The organism is [Clostridium] symbiosum ATCC 14940, assembly GCF_000466485.1.
In the GTDB taxonomy this organism is placed as follows: domain Bacteria; phylum Bacillota; class Clostridia; order Lachnospirales; family Lachnospiraceae; genus Otoolea; species Otoolea symbiosa.
Map to the genome: position 1 here is coordinate 1 of NZ_KE992906.1, position 14,058 is coordinate 14,058.

At 50.0% G+C, this 14,058-nt stretch carries 11 protein-coding genes; all 11 read left to right on the top strand.

The window, feature by feature from the left end:
• Window positions 1-453 precede the first annotated feature (453 nt).
• The 11 genes from CLOSYM_RS10255 (at window position 454) to CLOSYM_RS10305 (ending at window position 13,999) form a co-directional block, all read left to right on the top strand.
• Window positions 454-1,530: an ABC transporter substrate-binding protein gene (locus CLOSYM_RS10255; protein WP_021642086.1), complete on the top strand. Its 1,077-nt coding sequence runs from the start codon at window positions 454-456 to the stop codon at window positions 1,528-1,530.
• A 132-nt stretch (window positions 1,531-1,662) separates the two neighbouring features.
• Window positions 1,663-3,180: a sugar ABC transporter ATP-binding protein gene (locus tag CLOSYM_RS10260; RefSeq protein WP_003509529.1), complete on the top strand. Its 1,518-nt coding sequence runs from the start codon at window positions 1,663-1,665 to the stop codon at window positions 3,178-3,180.
• A gap of 1 nt (window position 3,181) precedes the next feature.
• Window positions 3,182-4,240, top strand: a complete 1,059-nt coding sequence (locus CLOSYM_RS10265) for an ABC transporter permease (protein ID WP_003504924.1) — start codon at window positions 3,182-3,184, stop codon at window positions 4,238-4,240.
• Window positions 4,240-5,253, top strand: coding sequence for an ABC transporter permease subunit (locus CLOSYM_RS10270; RefSeq protein ID WP_003504926.1), 1,014 nt, complete (start codon window positions 4,240-4,242; stop codon window positions 5,251-5,253). Before CLOSYM_RS10265 ends, CLOSYM_RS10270 begins: the two co-directional genes overlap by 1 nt.
• A 53-nt stretch (window positions 5,254-5,306) precedes the next feature.
• On the top strand, window positions 5,307-6,785 hold the full coding sequence (locus tag CLOSYM_RS10275; RefSeq protein WP_021642087.1) for an L-fucose/L-arabinose isomerase family protein: 1,479 nt from the start codon (window positions 5,307-5,309) through the stop codon (window positions 6,783-6,785).
• A gap of 403 nt (window positions 6,786-7,188) precedes the next feature.
• Window positions 7,189-8,694: an L-arabinose isomerase gene (gene araA / locus CLOSYM_RS10280; RefSeq protein ID WP_021642088.1), complete on the top strand. Its 1,506-nt coding sequence runs from the start codon at window positions 7,189-7,191 to the stop codon at window positions 8,692-8,694.
• 90 nt (window positions 8,695-8,784) lie between these two features.
• Window positions 8,785-10,386 carry a xylulokinase gene (locus CLOSYM_RS10285; protein WP_330362897.1) on the top strand — a complete coding sequence of 534 codons (1,602 nt, stop codon included), beginning with the start codon at window positions 8,785-8,787 and terminating at the stop codon, window positions 10,384-10,386.
• Between the two features lie 301 nt (window positions 10,387-10,687).
• Window positions 10,688-11,386, top strand: coding sequence for an L-ribulose-5-phosphate 4-epimerase (locus CLOSYM_RS10290; protein ID WP_021642090.1), 699 nt, complete (start codon window positions 10,688-10,690; stop codon window positions 11,384-11,386).
• A gap of 140 nt (window positions 11,387-11,526) precedes the next feature.
• On the top strand, window positions 11,527-12,183 hold the full coding sequence (gene fsa, locus CLOSYM_RS10295) for a fructose-6-phosphate aldolase (RefSeq protein WP_003504935.1): 657 nt from the start codon (window positions 11,527-11,529) through the stop codon (window positions 12,181-12,183).
• Window positions 12,184-12,201: 18 nt separating this feature from the next.
• On the top strand, window positions 12,202-13,059 hold the full coding sequence (locus CLOSYM_RS10300; protein ID WP_009296814.1) for a transketolase: 858 nt from the start codon (window positions 12,202-12,204) through the stop codon (window positions 13,057-13,059).
• Window positions 13,049-13,999: a transketolase family protein gene (locus CLOSYM_RS10305; RefSeq protein ID WP_021642092.1), complete on the top strand. Its 951-nt coding sequence runs from the start codon at window positions 13,049-13,051 to the stop codon at window positions 13,997-13,999. The genes CLOSYM_RS10300 and CLOSYM_RS10305 overlap by 11 nt, the downstream gene beginning before the upstream one ends.
• The last annotated feature ends 59 nt before the right edge of the window (window positions 14,000-14,058 follow it).

Below are 14,058 nucleotides of genomic sequence, written 5' to 3' on the forward strand. Positions count from 1 at the left end.
AATTCATTCCGGCCGGATTCCCCCCTCACGATAACCTCCACCCGGGGACGGAAGACTCAGTCATCCCCCTCACTACACCGGACATGGTCCGTTCCGGCCGCGTCCTCCTAACCTCAGTTAAATCTCCATAATGTCGGTTCAGCCTTCGGCCAAACTGTAACAAATGATACGTTTGCGTGCCAAATCGAAAAAAATCATAAACTTTTCGAAAAAAATCACAAGTTTTATGCCATACAGGCGGTAGAAAACGGAAATCCGGCATGAATCAGTGTAAAAATTTTAACTTTTTTCAAAAGATGCTCTGTTTCAAAAAAACGGAGCATCTTTTATAATAAGGACATAGCGATGAAGAGAAAAACACTTTTCACCGTGTCCGGCGGTGAAAGGCACGCAAGGCAGAGCTTTCACTGCAAGTCAACAAGGGCAACTTAAAAACAAGGAGGAAGAAGTACTATGAAAAAAAGATTTTTATCAGCAGCTCTTACCGTAGCAATGGCAGTATCCATGACAGCATGCTCCAGCAAACCGGCAGAGACGGCACCGGCGACTGAGGCAGCAGCACCGGCGGAGACAGAGGCAGCAGGCGAAGAGACAGAGGCAAAAGAGGCGGCAGCCGACACAGGAGATAAAGAGCTTATCACCGTGGGCTATGCACAGGTTGGCGCTGAGTCCGACTGGAGAACTGCAAACACAGAATCTTTCAAATCCACATTTACAGAAGAAAACGGCTATAAGCTTATCTTTGATGATGCACAGCAGAAACAGGAAAACCAGATTAAGGCAATCCGTTCTTTCATCCAGCAGGATGTTGACTACATTGTAGTAGCTCCTGTAGTAGAGACGGGATGGGAGACCGTTCTTGAAGAAGCAAAAGAAGCAGGAATCCCGGTTATTCTTTCCGACCGTATGATGCAGGTATCCGACGATTCCCTTTTTGAAGCATGGGTAGGCGGCAACTTCGTAAAAGAAGGCGAGACATGCGGAAACTGGCTGGCTGATTACTTAGAGGCACAGGGACGCGGTGACGAAGAAATCAACATCGTAACAATCCAGGGAACCATCGGCGCATCCGCACAGGTTGGCCGTACGGAAGGTTTTGCAAACATCCTTGCAGAGCATTCAAACTGGAAGATGCTTGACATGCAGACAGGTGAATTCACACAGGCTAAAGGACAGGAAGTTATGGAGTCCTTCTTAAAGAGCTACGACGACATCGACGTTGTTATCTGTGAGAATGATAACGAAGCATTCGGCGCTATCGATGCCATCAAGGCAGCAGGAAAGACATGCGGACCGGACGGTGACATCATCGTAGTTGGTTTTGACTCTGTTAAAGCAGCATTTGAATCCATGATCGCTGGCGACTTAAACGCAACCTTCGAGTGCAACCCGCTTCACGGACCACGTGTGGCTGAAATCATCCAGAAGCTGGAAAAAGGCGAGACGGTTGAAAAGATTCAGTACGTTGACGAAGCTTACTTCGATACAAGCATGGATCTGGAAAACATCTTAAAAGAAAGAGCATATTAATCATAATACATAGCCCAATATTGATTGATTAATCAGGAGGCGTAGGGCCGGAGGCTTAGGTTTCCTCCCTGCGTCTCCTTTTTGATGCCGAAAATAATGGGCAGCAATTAAAAAAGAGGAGGCAAAGCTTTTATGGAAAAGGATTCCGTTCTTGAAATGAGGCACATATATAAGACATTCCCGGGTGTAAAAGCTCTGCAGAATGTGGATTTCACCCTGAAAAAAGGTGAGATACATGCCCTGATGGGTGAAAACGGCGCGGGAAAATCCACGCTGATTAAAGTTCTGACAGGAGTTGAGGAGTTTGAAACAGGGGAAATCATGATTGAAGGCTGTGACCACACAATTATCAACCGCAGCCCCCAGGAAGCACAGCAGAAAGGTATCAGCACCGTATACCAGGAGATTAACCTCTGTCCCAACCTGACAGTCGCAGAAAACCTTTTTATCGGCAGAGAGCCGAGAAAGGGAGGACTGATTGACTGGAAGACCATGAACAGGAAAGCAAGTGAGCTGCTTGGCAGCCTTGATATAAATGCAGACGTTACGAAGACGATTGACAACTACTCCATCGCAATTCAGCAGATGATTGCTATAGCCCGCGCCGTCGATATGTCGGCAAAGGTTCTGATACTGGATGAACCGACTTCCTCGCTGGATGACGGAGAGGTGGAAAAGCTTTTTGAGCTGATGAGGAAGCTCAGGGCGGAGGGAGTTGGAATCATCTTCGTTACCCACTTCCTGGAACAGGTTTATGCAGTATGCGATAAAATCACGGTGCTGAGAAACGGCCAGCTTGTCGGCCGGTATACAACGGCGGAGCTGCCCAGGGTACAGCTTGTGGCAAAGATGATGGGCAAGGATTTTGACGACCTGGCCGCAATCAAGGGAGAGAAAGACAAGGGGGCGGCCCACAGTGATGAGGATATCGTCATTAAAGCAGCCGGGCTGGGCAGGAAAGGTTACATAAAACCATTTGACCTTGTTATTCACAAGGGGGAGGTAATCGGTTTTACCGGGCTTCTGGGTTCAGGAAGATCGGAATCGGTCCGGGTTCTTTACGGCGCGGAACGCTCCGATGAAGGCAATCTGTTCATCAAGGGAAAGAAGGTAGTGGCCAAACATCCTCTGACCTCCATGAACGAGGGAATGGCGTATCTGCCGGAGGACCGCAAAAATGAAGGAATTATCGCCGATTTGTCCGTGAGGGAGAATCTTATCATGGCGCTTCAGGCTAAACGCGGAATGTTCCGCCTGCTCAGCAGAAAGCAGCAGGAGGAGTACACCGATAAATATATTGAAATGCTCCAGATCAAGACAGCCAGCCGCGAGACTCCGATTAAATCGCTGTCGGGCGGAAACCAGCAGAAGGTGATTATTGGAAGATGGCTTTTGACAAATCCTGATTTCCTGATTCTTGACGAACCAACCAGAGGTATCGATGTCGGAACGAAGACGGAGATTCAGAAGCTGGTCGTGAAGCTGGCGGAAGAGGGGATGGCAGTGGTGTTCATTTCATCCGAGATTGAGGAGATGCTAAGAACCTGCGACCGTATGGTGGTTATGCGCGACGGCGGGAAGGTCGGAGAGCTTGACGGCGGGGAAATGAACCAGTCAACGATTATGTCAACCATTGCAGGAGGTCAGTAATATGAAAAACGATACATTGAAGAAAATAACATCACAGCGGCTGTTTCTGCCGATTTTCTGCCTCGCTCTGGTATTGCTGGTGAATGTTATCACAACACCGAACTTTTTTGCCATCTCAGTCAGAGACGGGGTTCTGTACGGATACATCATTGATATCATCAACCGCGCTTCAGAGCTGGTAATTCTGGCGATCGGAATGACGCTGGTCGTGTCCTCTTCGGCCGGAACCGACATCTCCGTCGGAGCCATTATGGCAGTGAGCGCGGCTGTATGCTGCAACATTCTGTCAGGCGGGGAGAGGGCGGCAACGGAATTTGCCAATCCATTAATTCTCGGATTTCTCGCTGCGCTTGCGGTCGGTATTTTAATCGGATGTTTTAACGGATTTCTGGTTTCCAAACTGAATATCCAGCCGATGGTTGCCACGCTCATCATGTTTACGGCAGGCAGAGGGATTGCACAGCTTATTACAGACGGACAGATTACCTATGTCCGTGTTGACAGCTACAAGATTCTCGGCTCCTCGTTCCCGGGGGTTCCCGTACCGACGCCGTTTATCGTGGCGGTTGTGCTAGTCGTAGTCACTGCGGTAATACTGAAAAAGACGGCCCTCGGCATGTACATCCAGTCGGTCGGCATTAATAAACGGGCCTCCCGGCTGATTGGAATCAAATCAGTCATGATTATCTTCCTGACCTACGCATACTGCGGACTATGCTCCGGTCTGGCCGGACTGATTGCCTCCAGCCGTATTTACTCCGCAGATGCCAATAATATCGGGCTTAACATGGAGCTGGACGCTATCCTGGCCGTTGCCATCGGCGGCAACTCACTGGGAGGCGGTAAATTCTCCATCGCCGGTTCCGTCATCGGAGCCTATACCATCCAGGCTCTGACGACAACACTTTACGCAATGCATGTATCTTCGGATCAGGTTCCTGTTTACAAAGCGATTGTCGTGGTTATCATCGTAACGCTCCAGTCACCGGGATTTGAACGGTGGCGCAAATCACTAACCAAGAAAAAAGAGTTAAAACTTGCAGAAAAGGAGGCAGCATAATGAAGAATAAAAAACAACTGAATCAGACCAGCTTCCTTCTCCTTATTACAATTGTACTGTTTTTCGTAATGTATGCGGTCGGCTGTATTTTATTTAAGGATCAGGGCTTTGCAAGAACCCAGAACTTTTTAAATCTCTTTATTTCCAATGCGGGCCTGATCGTAATCGGTATCGGAATGACCGTTGTAATGATTACAGGCGGTATTGATATCAGTGTCGGTTCCTTTGTCGCCATGGGCTGTATGATGCTCGCATGGATGATGGAAAAGGGCGGCGTCGGGGCGGTTCCGGCCGTGATTATTGTCCTGATTACCGGTATTGTCTTCGGGCTCGTACAGGGATTCCTGGTCGCCTATATGGATATCCAGCCCTTTATCGTCACCCTGGCCGGCATGTTCTTTGCAAGAGGCATGACTGCCATTATTTCGAAGGACATGATCAGTATTACCAATGAAACCTTCATGGCATGGGCGAAAGCCAAAATCTATCTGCCTTTCGGCGGGTATCTGAATAAAAAAGGCATGATGATCCAGCCCTATATCTATCCGACCGTCATTATCGCCCTTGTTCTTCTTGTCGCAGCCTTTATTATGCTGAAATACACGAAGTTCGGCCGCAGCATCTATGCGGTGGGGGGAAGCCAGCAGTCGGCCCTGATGCTGGGACTGAATGTGCGCAAGGTGAAACTGAAAGCCTACGTTCTGGACGGATTTTTATGCGGCGTCGGCAGCGTCCTGTTCTGCCTGAATACACTGGGCGGATTCGTGGAGCAGGCCAAAGGCTTTGAGATGGACGCCATCGCCTCCTCGGTAATCGGCGGGACACTGCTGACCGGCGGTGTGGGCAACGTCGTGGGGACCCTATTTGGCGTCATGATTAAGGCAACCATAGAAGCATTTATCACCTTCCAGGGAACATTATCTTCCTGGTGGACGCGTATCACGATAGCAGCCCTTCTCTGCTTCTTTATTGTGCTTCAGTCCATATTGACAATGCTGAAAAAGAAGAAATAACCGATAACCGATGATGATGAACGACTGCACCGAAAAACGGAGGAAATGCATAGATGAAAACAGCGAATATTCCGACAGTAAAACTGGGGGTTGTGGCGGTCAGCCGCGACTGTTTCCCGATTGCCCTCTCCACAGACCGGAAAAACAGAGTCTGCGGCGAACTGGCCCAATCAGGGGTGGATGCCTATAACTGTCCGACTACGGTTGAAAATGAAAAAGATATGGAAAAGGCGCTTGAGGAAGTGAGAAAGGCGGGATGCAACGCTCTCGTTGTCTATCTCGGCAATTTCGGTCCCGAGACGCCGGAAACCCTGCTTGCAAAATACTTTACCGAAGGCCCGGTCATGTTTGCCGCCGCTGCCGAGGATGCGGCGGATAAGCTCTGCAACGACCGCGGGGATGCCTACTGCGGCATGTTAAACTGCAGCTACAATCTGGCGCTCAGAAATATCAGGGCATACATACCCCCCTATCCGGTGGGAACCCCGGAGGAAGTGGCGGGGATGATACTGGAATTTATCCCGATCGCCAGATGCATCCTGGGCCTAAGAAATTTAAAACTCATCACCTTCGGGCCGCGGCCGCAGGATTTTCTGGCCTGCAACGCGCCAATCAAGTGTCTGTATGAACTGGGAGTGGAGATTGAGGAAAACTCGGAGCTGGATCTCTTCGCATCCTTTAATGCACATGCGGAGGATGAACGAATTGACGCGGTGGCGGAGGAGATGGCAAAAGAGCTGGGAGGCGCCAATAAAATTCCGGAAATCCTTAAAAAGCTCGCACAGTATGAGATAACGCTGGAGGACTGGATCGAAGGCCATAAGGGCCATCGGAACTATGTGGCAATGGCGAACAAATGCTGGCCGGCCTTCCAGACGGAATTTAAATTTGTTCCATGCTATGTTAATTCCCGGCTGGTGGAAAAAGGGATCCCGGTTGCCTGTGAGACGGACATCTGGGGAGCGCTTTCCGAGTATATTGGAATCTGCGCATCGGAGGATGAGGTAACCCTGCTGGATATCAACAATTCCGTTCCGTCCGATATGTATCAGAAGAGGATAGAGGGAGTATATGATTATGCCCAGACGGATACCTTTATGGGATTCCACTGCGGCAACACTCCGATTACGAAGCTAAAAAAAGCCGATATGAGAAATCAGAAAATCATGGCCAGAACCCTCCCGGAAGAATACACCTTCGGAACGCTGGAGGGCGATCTGGCGCCATCGGATATCACCTTCTTCCGTCTTCAGAGTACGGCGGATGCCGGACTCCGCGCCTATGTGGCTGAGGGGGAGGTGCTTCCGGTTGACACGGAGAGCTTTGGCTCTATCGGTGTGTTTGCCATACCGGAGATGGGCCGGTTCTACCGCAACGTTCTGATAGGTAAAAATTATCCGCACCACGGTGCCGTTGCATTCGGACACTATGGAAAAATTCTTTTCGAGGTATTTAAGTACCTGGGCGTGGAGGATGTCGCATTTAATCAGCCTAAGGGGATGATGTATCCGGGGGAGAATCCTTTTATTTAAGGCAGGCGGGACGCGGCCGGTACGGCCGGAGGACGGGGGAGTGGGAGTGTTTTGGATGACTCTTCAGTCCCGGGGATAGTGCCGCCAGTTGGAGCTGCGGAGAGGATCAATGGAAGGTTTTCGCCGGGACTGAAGACTCAGGGGAGTTTTTGTCCCGTCCTCCGGTGCTTAGCGGGGTTCCTCACGAGCTTAGCATCCGCTTACTCCAAAGAGCGCGAGCGGTCCCCGCAGCAATTCATTCTGGCCGGATTCCCCTCTGCGACAAACCGTCATAGGGGGGCCAAAGACTCATTCACAAACCTCTGCTCCGTCTTCCGGCCGCTTTTGCGGCGTCCTTATTTTTCATCCAACATATTGATCTTATCAGTGAAATTATATATTATTAAAATCAGGAGGTAACAAAATGCTTGTTACAGCAAAAAAATATAAATTCTGGTTCTGTACCGGTTCACAGGATCTCTACGGAGACGAGTGCCTGGCCCATGTTGCGGAGCATTCGAGAATTATTGTGGAGGAACTCAATAAAAGCGGGAATCTGCCGTTTGAGGTGGTTTGGAAACCGACTCTTATCACGAATGAAGTGATTCGGAAAACTTTTAATGAAGCGAATCAGGATCCGGAATGCGCAGGCGTGATTACGTGGATGCATACGTTTTCACCGGCCAAGAGCTGGATCCTCGGGCTTCAGGAATACAGAAAACCGCTGTGCCATCTGCACACTCAGTTTAATCGTGAGATTCCCTATGACGCCATCGATATGGATTTCATGAATGAGAACCAGTCGGCTCATGGAGGCAGGGAGTACGGCCATATTGTCAGCAGAATGGGGCTTGAGAGAAAGGTGATTGTGGGCTATTGGGCGGATGCAAAAGTTCAGGCTGCGTTAGCCTCATGGATGCGTACGGCAGTGGGAGTGATGGAATCTTCCCATATCCGCGTGATGCGCGTGGCCGATAATATGAGAAATGTGGCTGTGACAGACGGTGACAAGGTGGAAGCGCAGATCAAGTTCGGCTGGGAGATTGACGCATATCCAGTAAATGAGATAGTGGATTGTGTGAATTCCGTTTCGGCGGCAGACACGGATGCGCTGGTGGAGGAGTATTACGACAAGTATGATATTCTTCCGGAAGGCAGGGACGAGAAAGAATTCCGCGCTCATGCTGCGGTTCAGGCCCAGATTGAAATCGGGTTTGAGCGTTTTCTGGAGGAGAAGAATTATCAGGCTATTGTAACGCATTTTGGCGATTTGGGAGGGCTTAAACAGCTTCCGGGCCTTGCTATCCAGAGACTGATGGAGAAAGGCTATGGTTTTGGCGCCGAGGGTGACTGGAAGACGGCGGCCATGGTCCGCCTGATGAAGATAATGGCGGCTAATACAAAGGACGCAAAGGGGACGACTTTCTTTGAAGATTATACCTATAATCTGGTGAAGGGCCGCGAGGGCATTCTTCAGGCCCATATGCTGGAGGTCTGTCCGACTATTGCGGACGGCAGGATTGCGATAAAGGAGTGCCCGTTGTCGATGGGAGACCGTGAGGATCCGGCAAGACTTGTATTTACAGCCAAAGAAGGCCACGGCGTTGCCACGTCCCTGATCGACCTGGGCGACCGTTTCCGCCTGATCATTAATGATGTGGTTGTCAAAAAGGCGGAGAAGGAGATGCCTAAGCTGCCGGTAGCCACCGCATTCTGGACGCCGGAGCCGAGCCTGGAGACAGGGGCGGCCGCATGGATTTATGCGGGCGGCGCGCACCATACCGCGTTTTCCTATGATCTGACAGCAGATCAGATGGGCGACTGGGCGGCCTGCATGGGCATCGAGGCCGTATATATTAACAAAGACACAGATATCCGCCGGTTCAGAAATGAATTAAGGTGGAATGAGGCGTATTACAAATTTCATTAACGAAATTTCGACAGGTTACTGTTCGCAGAACCGCGCTTTTCAGCGGCGCTGTGAACAGTGACAGTGACAATTCAAAGAAGGATGATGAATATGAGCCACAGCACAGAACAGGTTATACTTAGTATCACAGAAGGTAGGACAGCGCTTGGGATTGAGTTTGGTTCCACCAGAATCAAGGCTGTACTGACCGATGAGACGACGGCCCCGATTGCACAGGGGAGCCATCAGTGGGAGAACCGCCTGGTAAATAATATCTGGACCTACACGATGGAGGATATCATGACCGGCCTCCAGGCCTGCTACCGGGATCTGGCCCGGGATGTAAGGGAGAAGTACGGACGGGAGCTTACAACGATCGGTTCCATCGGAATCAGCGCCATGATGCATGGATATATGGCATTTGACAAGAACGGTGTTCTTCTGGCCCCTTTCAGGACATGGAGAAATACCATCACGCAGGAGGCATCCGAAAAGCTGACGGAACTCTTTCAGTACAATATTCCGCAGCGCTGGAGCATTGCCCATTTGTACCAGGCAATCTTAAATGGGGAGGCTCATCTGACGGAGCTGGATTACCTGACAACACTGGCAGGTTTTATTCACTGGAAACTGACCGGAAAGAAGGTGCTGGGAGTCGGGGACGCTTCCGGCATGTTCCCAATTGATACGGCAACGGGAAATTATAATCAAACGATGGTGAACCAGTTTGACGGCCTTGATGTGATGAAGGAATATTCCTGGAAGCTCCGGGATATTCTTCCTGAGGTGCTTACCGCAGGCGAAGAGGCCGGAACACTGACGGAAGAAGGTGCGGCGCTTCTCGATGCGTCCGGGCTCCTGAAACCGGGAATTTTACTCTGTCCGCCGGAGGGAGACGCCGGTACCGGAATGACGGCGACAAACAGTGTAAAGGTGAGAACCGGAAATGTCTCCGCCGGAACCTCCGTTTTCGCGATGGTGGTGCTGGAGAAAGAATTGTCCAGGGTTTATCCGGAGATTGATCTGGTGACGACGCCTTCCGGGAACCTGGTGGGCATGGTTCACTGTAATAACTGTACCTCTGATCTAAACGCCTGGGTGAATATTTTTAAAGAGTATTCTGAGGCGATGGGAATGAAGGCAGATATGAATCAGCTGTTTGGAACTCTGTATAATAAGGCTCTGGAAGGCGATGCCGACTGCGGCGGGCTCATGTCCTGCTGTTATCTGTCGGGTGAGCCGATCACAGGCTTTGAAGAAGGACGTCCGCTATTTGTACGGACTCCGGACAGCCGCTTCAATCTTGCCAACTTTATGAGAACCCATCTGTACAGTTCCCTTGCCACACTTAAAATTGGCCTTGATATCCTCTTTAAAGAGGAAGGGGTAACGCTGGATAACCTGATGGGCCACGGCGGCCTGTTCAAGACCAAAGGGGTCGGACAGAAAGTCATGGCTGATGCCGCAAAGGTACCCGTATCCGTAATGGAGACGGCAGGAGAGGGCGGAGCCTGGGGTATCGCAGTGCTGGCCTCTTATATGCGTGACAAAGAAGAAAATGAGACGCTGGATCATTATCTGGAGACAAAGGTGTTTGCCGGAGAAGAGTCAGTCAGAATAGAGCCGAATGCCATAGATGCGGAAGGATTTGACCGGTTTATTGAATGCTTTAAGGCAGGGCTTGCAGTGGAGAGAGCTGCGGTGATTAATTAAGTAGGTGAGGACGCCGCCGGGACGGCCTGTGTAGTATTTATATGAGTCTTTCGTCCCCTGGGAAGGTTTGTCGTGAGTTGGTGCTGCGGGTTTAGCCGGGACGAAAGACTCCTGCCGAGTGTGGCGCCCGTCCACCGGCCTGCGGCCGCCGCTGATTGCCTCACATTTTAAGTGGGGGAGAAAAGTCGGTATCCCCCACTGCCATGAGGCCAACCACGTGTCCGCATAGGATGCAGCTGTACTTCGATAATATACCGAGCATGGGTTGAAACAATTAAAATTCATAAGAAAGGTGAGAAAAATGTTAAAACATTTGAAAAAAAAGGTTTATGAAGCAAATATGCAGCTCCCGCAGTACGGTCTGGTAACATTTACCTGGGGAAATGTCTCCGGAATTGACCGTGACAGGGGGCTGTTTGTCATTAAACCGTCCGGTGTCGATTACGACAAATTAAAACCGGAAGATATGGTAGTAATGGATTTAAAGGGAAATAAGGTGGAGGGGGATCTGAATCCTTCCTCCGATACCAAAACCCATCTGGAGCTGTACAACCGTTTTCCCCAGATTGGCGGAATTGTACACACTCACAGTCCGTGGGCCACATCCTGGGCTCAGGCGGGACGTGATATTCCATGCTATGGAACAACCCATGCGGATTATATTTACGGCAGTATTCCATGTGTCAGGAATCTGACCAAGGAAGAACTGGATGAGGATTATGAGCTGAATACGGGTATTCTGATTGCGGATGTCTTTGAGGAGAGAAAATTGGATTGTATGGCAGTTCCCTGCGTACTCTGCAAAAACCACGGGCCCTTTACATGGGGAACCGACGCATTTAACGCAGTGCATAATGCGGTGGTATTGGAAGTAGTGGCGAAGATGGCCGCTCAGTGTGAGTGGATTAATCCGCAGGCAGAGCCGGCGCCCCAGTGCCTTCAGGACAAACATTATCTGAGAAAACATGGGCCGGGGGCCTATTATGGCCAGGGAAATTAATTTTTTTCCAACAATTCAACCTATAATGATTGCATAAATAGAAATATATAGTAAAATGTTGTGGTAGGCAGACGGTAAAGAATGCTGTCTGTTTTACTTATAACAAACTGAAAAATGGAGAATGAAAGGCGGAGGCAGACATGAAATTTTTTATTGACACAGCCAATGTGGACGAGATCAGAGAAGCGAACGACATGGGAATCATCTGCGGCGTTACAACCAATCCATCCCTGATTGCAAAAGAGGGACGCGATTTCAATGAGGTAATCAAAGAAATAACAGAGATTGTGGACGGTCCGATTTCAGGTGAAGTAAAGGCTACTACGGAAAAAGCGGAGGATATGATTGCAGAGGGACGTGAAATTGCAAAAATCCATCCGAATATGGTAGTGAAGATCCCAATGACGGCTGAGGGTCTCAAAGCGGTGAAGGTGCTTTCTGCTGAAGGAATCAAAACAAATGTCACCCTGATCTTTACGGCAAACCAGGCTCTTCTGGCTGCCAGGGCTGGCGCATCCTATGTTTCCCCGTTCCTGGGAAGACTGGATGATATTTCAACAAATGGTACCGAACTGATTTATGATATCGTTCAGATTTTTGATAACTATCCTGAGATTTCCACTGAAATTATCTGTGCATCCACGAGACATCCTCTCCACATCACAGAGTGTGCAAAGGCTGGAGGAGATATTGCAACTGTTCCGTTCAAGGTTCTGATGCAGATGGTTAAACATCCTCTGACCGATCAGGGAATTGAGAAATTCAAAGCTGATTATGAGGCAGTGTTCGGCAAATAATTGGGAAAGGAATCCGCAATGGAACTCTTAGAACTTAAACAAAAGGCAAATGAAGTCCGCAAGGGAATCGTGACGGCGGTACACGCAGCTAAATCCGGCCATCCGGGCGGCTCCCTGTCGGCGGCAGACATTTTAACATACCTCTATTTTGAAGAGATGAATATCGATCCGGCCCAGCCGAAGAAAGCGGACAGAGACCGTTTTGTCCTGTCCAAAGGGCATAATGCGCCGGGACTCTACGCCGTATTGGCTGAGAGAGGATATTTTTCGAAGAAAGATCTCCTGACACTCAGGCATATTGGCTCCTACCTTCAGGGGCATCCCGACATGAAACATATTAACGGTGTCGATATGTCCAGCGGTTCTCTCGGACAGGGAATTTCAGCGGCGGTAGGTATGGCGGTCTCAGCGAAAATAAGCGGCGATTCTTATCATGTATACACGCTGCTGGGCGACGGTGAGATCCAGGAAGGCCAGGTCTGGGAAGCGGCAATGTTTGCCGGACACAGGAAGCTGGACAACCTGACTGTGATCGTCGATAACAATAATTTACAGATTGACGGCTCCATCGAAGACGTCTGCTCTCCTTATCCGATTGATAAGAAGTTTGAGGCATTTAATTTCCATGTAATCTGCGTAGAAGACGGAAATGATATGGAGCAGCTTAAAAAGGCATTTGACGAGGCGAAGACCGTTAAAGGCAAGCCGGTGGCAATCATTGCCCGCACATTGAAGGGGAAAGGCGTTTCCTTCATGGAAAATAAGGCTTCGTGGCATGGCAAGGCACCGAATGACGAGGAGTTTTCCCAGGCAATGAAAGAGCTTGACGAGGCTACGAAAGAACTTGACGAGGCAGGTGGCGCAGATGGAAAATAAGAAGAAAATTGCAACCCGGGAAAGCTATGGCAACGCGCTGGTGGATCTGGGAAAGAAGCATGAAAATCTGGTGGTCCTGGACGCCGATCTGGCAGAGGCGACAAAAACGGCAGTGTTTAAGAAGGAATTTCCTGAACGCCATATCGACTGCGGAATTGCAGAGTGCAATATGATGGGTATTGCGGCGGGAATCGCAACAACCGGAAAGGTTCCTTTTGCCAGTACTTTCGCAATGTTTGCGGCGGGGCGGGCTTTTGAGCAGATTCGAAATTCCATCGGCTATCCTCATCTGAATGTAAAAGTGGCGGCCACACATGCCGGAATCTCCGTAGGTGAAGATGGAGCCACCCATCAGTGCAATGAAGATATCGCTCTGATGCGTACAATTCCGGAGATGGTGGTCATCAATCCGTCGGATGACGTGGAGGCGAGAGCGGCAGTGGAGGCGGCCTATGACCATGAAGGCCCGGTTTACCTGCGATTTGGCCGTCTGGCGGTTCCGGTTATCAATGATAAACCAGGTTACCGCTTTGAAATTGGCAAAGGTATCATGCTGAAGGGAGGCCGTGACGTGACGATTGTCGCCACCGGACTCTGCGTTTCAGCCGCTTTAGAGGCAGCGGAGCTTCTGAAAGAGGACGGAGTGGACGCCGAAGTAATTAATATCCACACAATTAAGCCGATTGACGAAGATCTGCTGATTGGTTCGGCAGGCAAAACAGGTAAAGTCGTGACCGTGGAGGAACACTCCATTATCGGCGGCCTCGGAAGCGCAGTCTGTGATGTGCTTTCAGAGCAATTTCCTGTTCCGGTCTATAAGATAGGAATCCGTGATACTTTTGGCGAATCCGGTCCTGCGGCAGACCTTCTCAGGAAGTACGGCCTCGACGGCGAGGGAATCAGAACTCAGGTTGCGGAGTGGCTGAACATCAGGAGATAGACGGCATTTCGGAGATTAACCGTAATTAATTAAGCAGGTGAGGACGCCGCCGGTACGGC

What these genes read in the sequence shown, in the direction of transcription:
- CLOSYM_RS10285 (WP_330362897.1), top strand. Translation starts at nt 8,785, where the DNA reads ATGAGCCACAGCACAGAACAGGTTATACTTAGTATCACAGAAGGTAGG.
- araA (WP_021642088.1), top strand. Translation starts at nt 7,189, where the DNA reads ATGCTTGTTACAGCAAAAAAATATAAATTCTGGTTCTGTACCGGTTCA.
- CLOSYM_RS10290 (WP_021642090.1), top strand. Translation starts at nt 10,688, where the DNA reads ATGTTAAAACATTTGAAAAAAAAGGTTTATGAAGCAAATATGCAGCTC.
- fsa (WP_003504935.1), top strand. Translation starts at nt 11,527, where the DNA reads ATGAAATTTTTTATTGACACAGCCAATGTGGACGAGATCAGAGAAGCG.
- CLOSYM_RS10270 (WP_003504926.1), top strand. Translation starts at nt 4,240, where the DNA reads ATGAAGAATAAAAAACAACTGAATCAGACCAGCTTCCTTCTCCTTATT.
- CLOSYM_RS10255 (WP_021642086.1), top strand. Translation starts at nt 454, where the DNA reads ATGAAAAAAAGATTTTTATCAGCAGCTCTTACCGTAGCAATGGCAGTA.
- CLOSYM_RS10265 (WP_003504924.1), top strand. Translation starts at nt 3,182, where the DNA reads ATGAAAAACGATACATTGAAGAAAATAACATCACAGCGGCTGTTTCTG.
- CLOSYM_RS10260 (WP_003509529.1), top strand. Translation starts at nt 1,663, where the DNA reads ATGGAAAAGGATTCCGTTCTTGAAATGAGGCACATATATAAGACATTC.
- CLOSYM_RS10300 (WP_009296814.1), top strand. Translation starts at nt 12,202, where the DNA reads ATGGAACTCTTAGAACTTAAACAAAAGGCAAATGAAGTCCGCAAGGGA.
- CLOSYM_RS10305 (WP_021642092.1), top strand. Translation starts at nt 13,049, where the DNA reads ATGGAAAATAAGAAGAAAATTGCAACCCGGGAAAGCTATGGCAACGCG.
- CLOSYM_RS10275 (WP_021642087.1), top strand. Translation starts at nt 5,307, where the DNA reads ATGAAAACAGCGAATATTCCGACAGTAAAACTGGGGGTTGTGGCGGTC.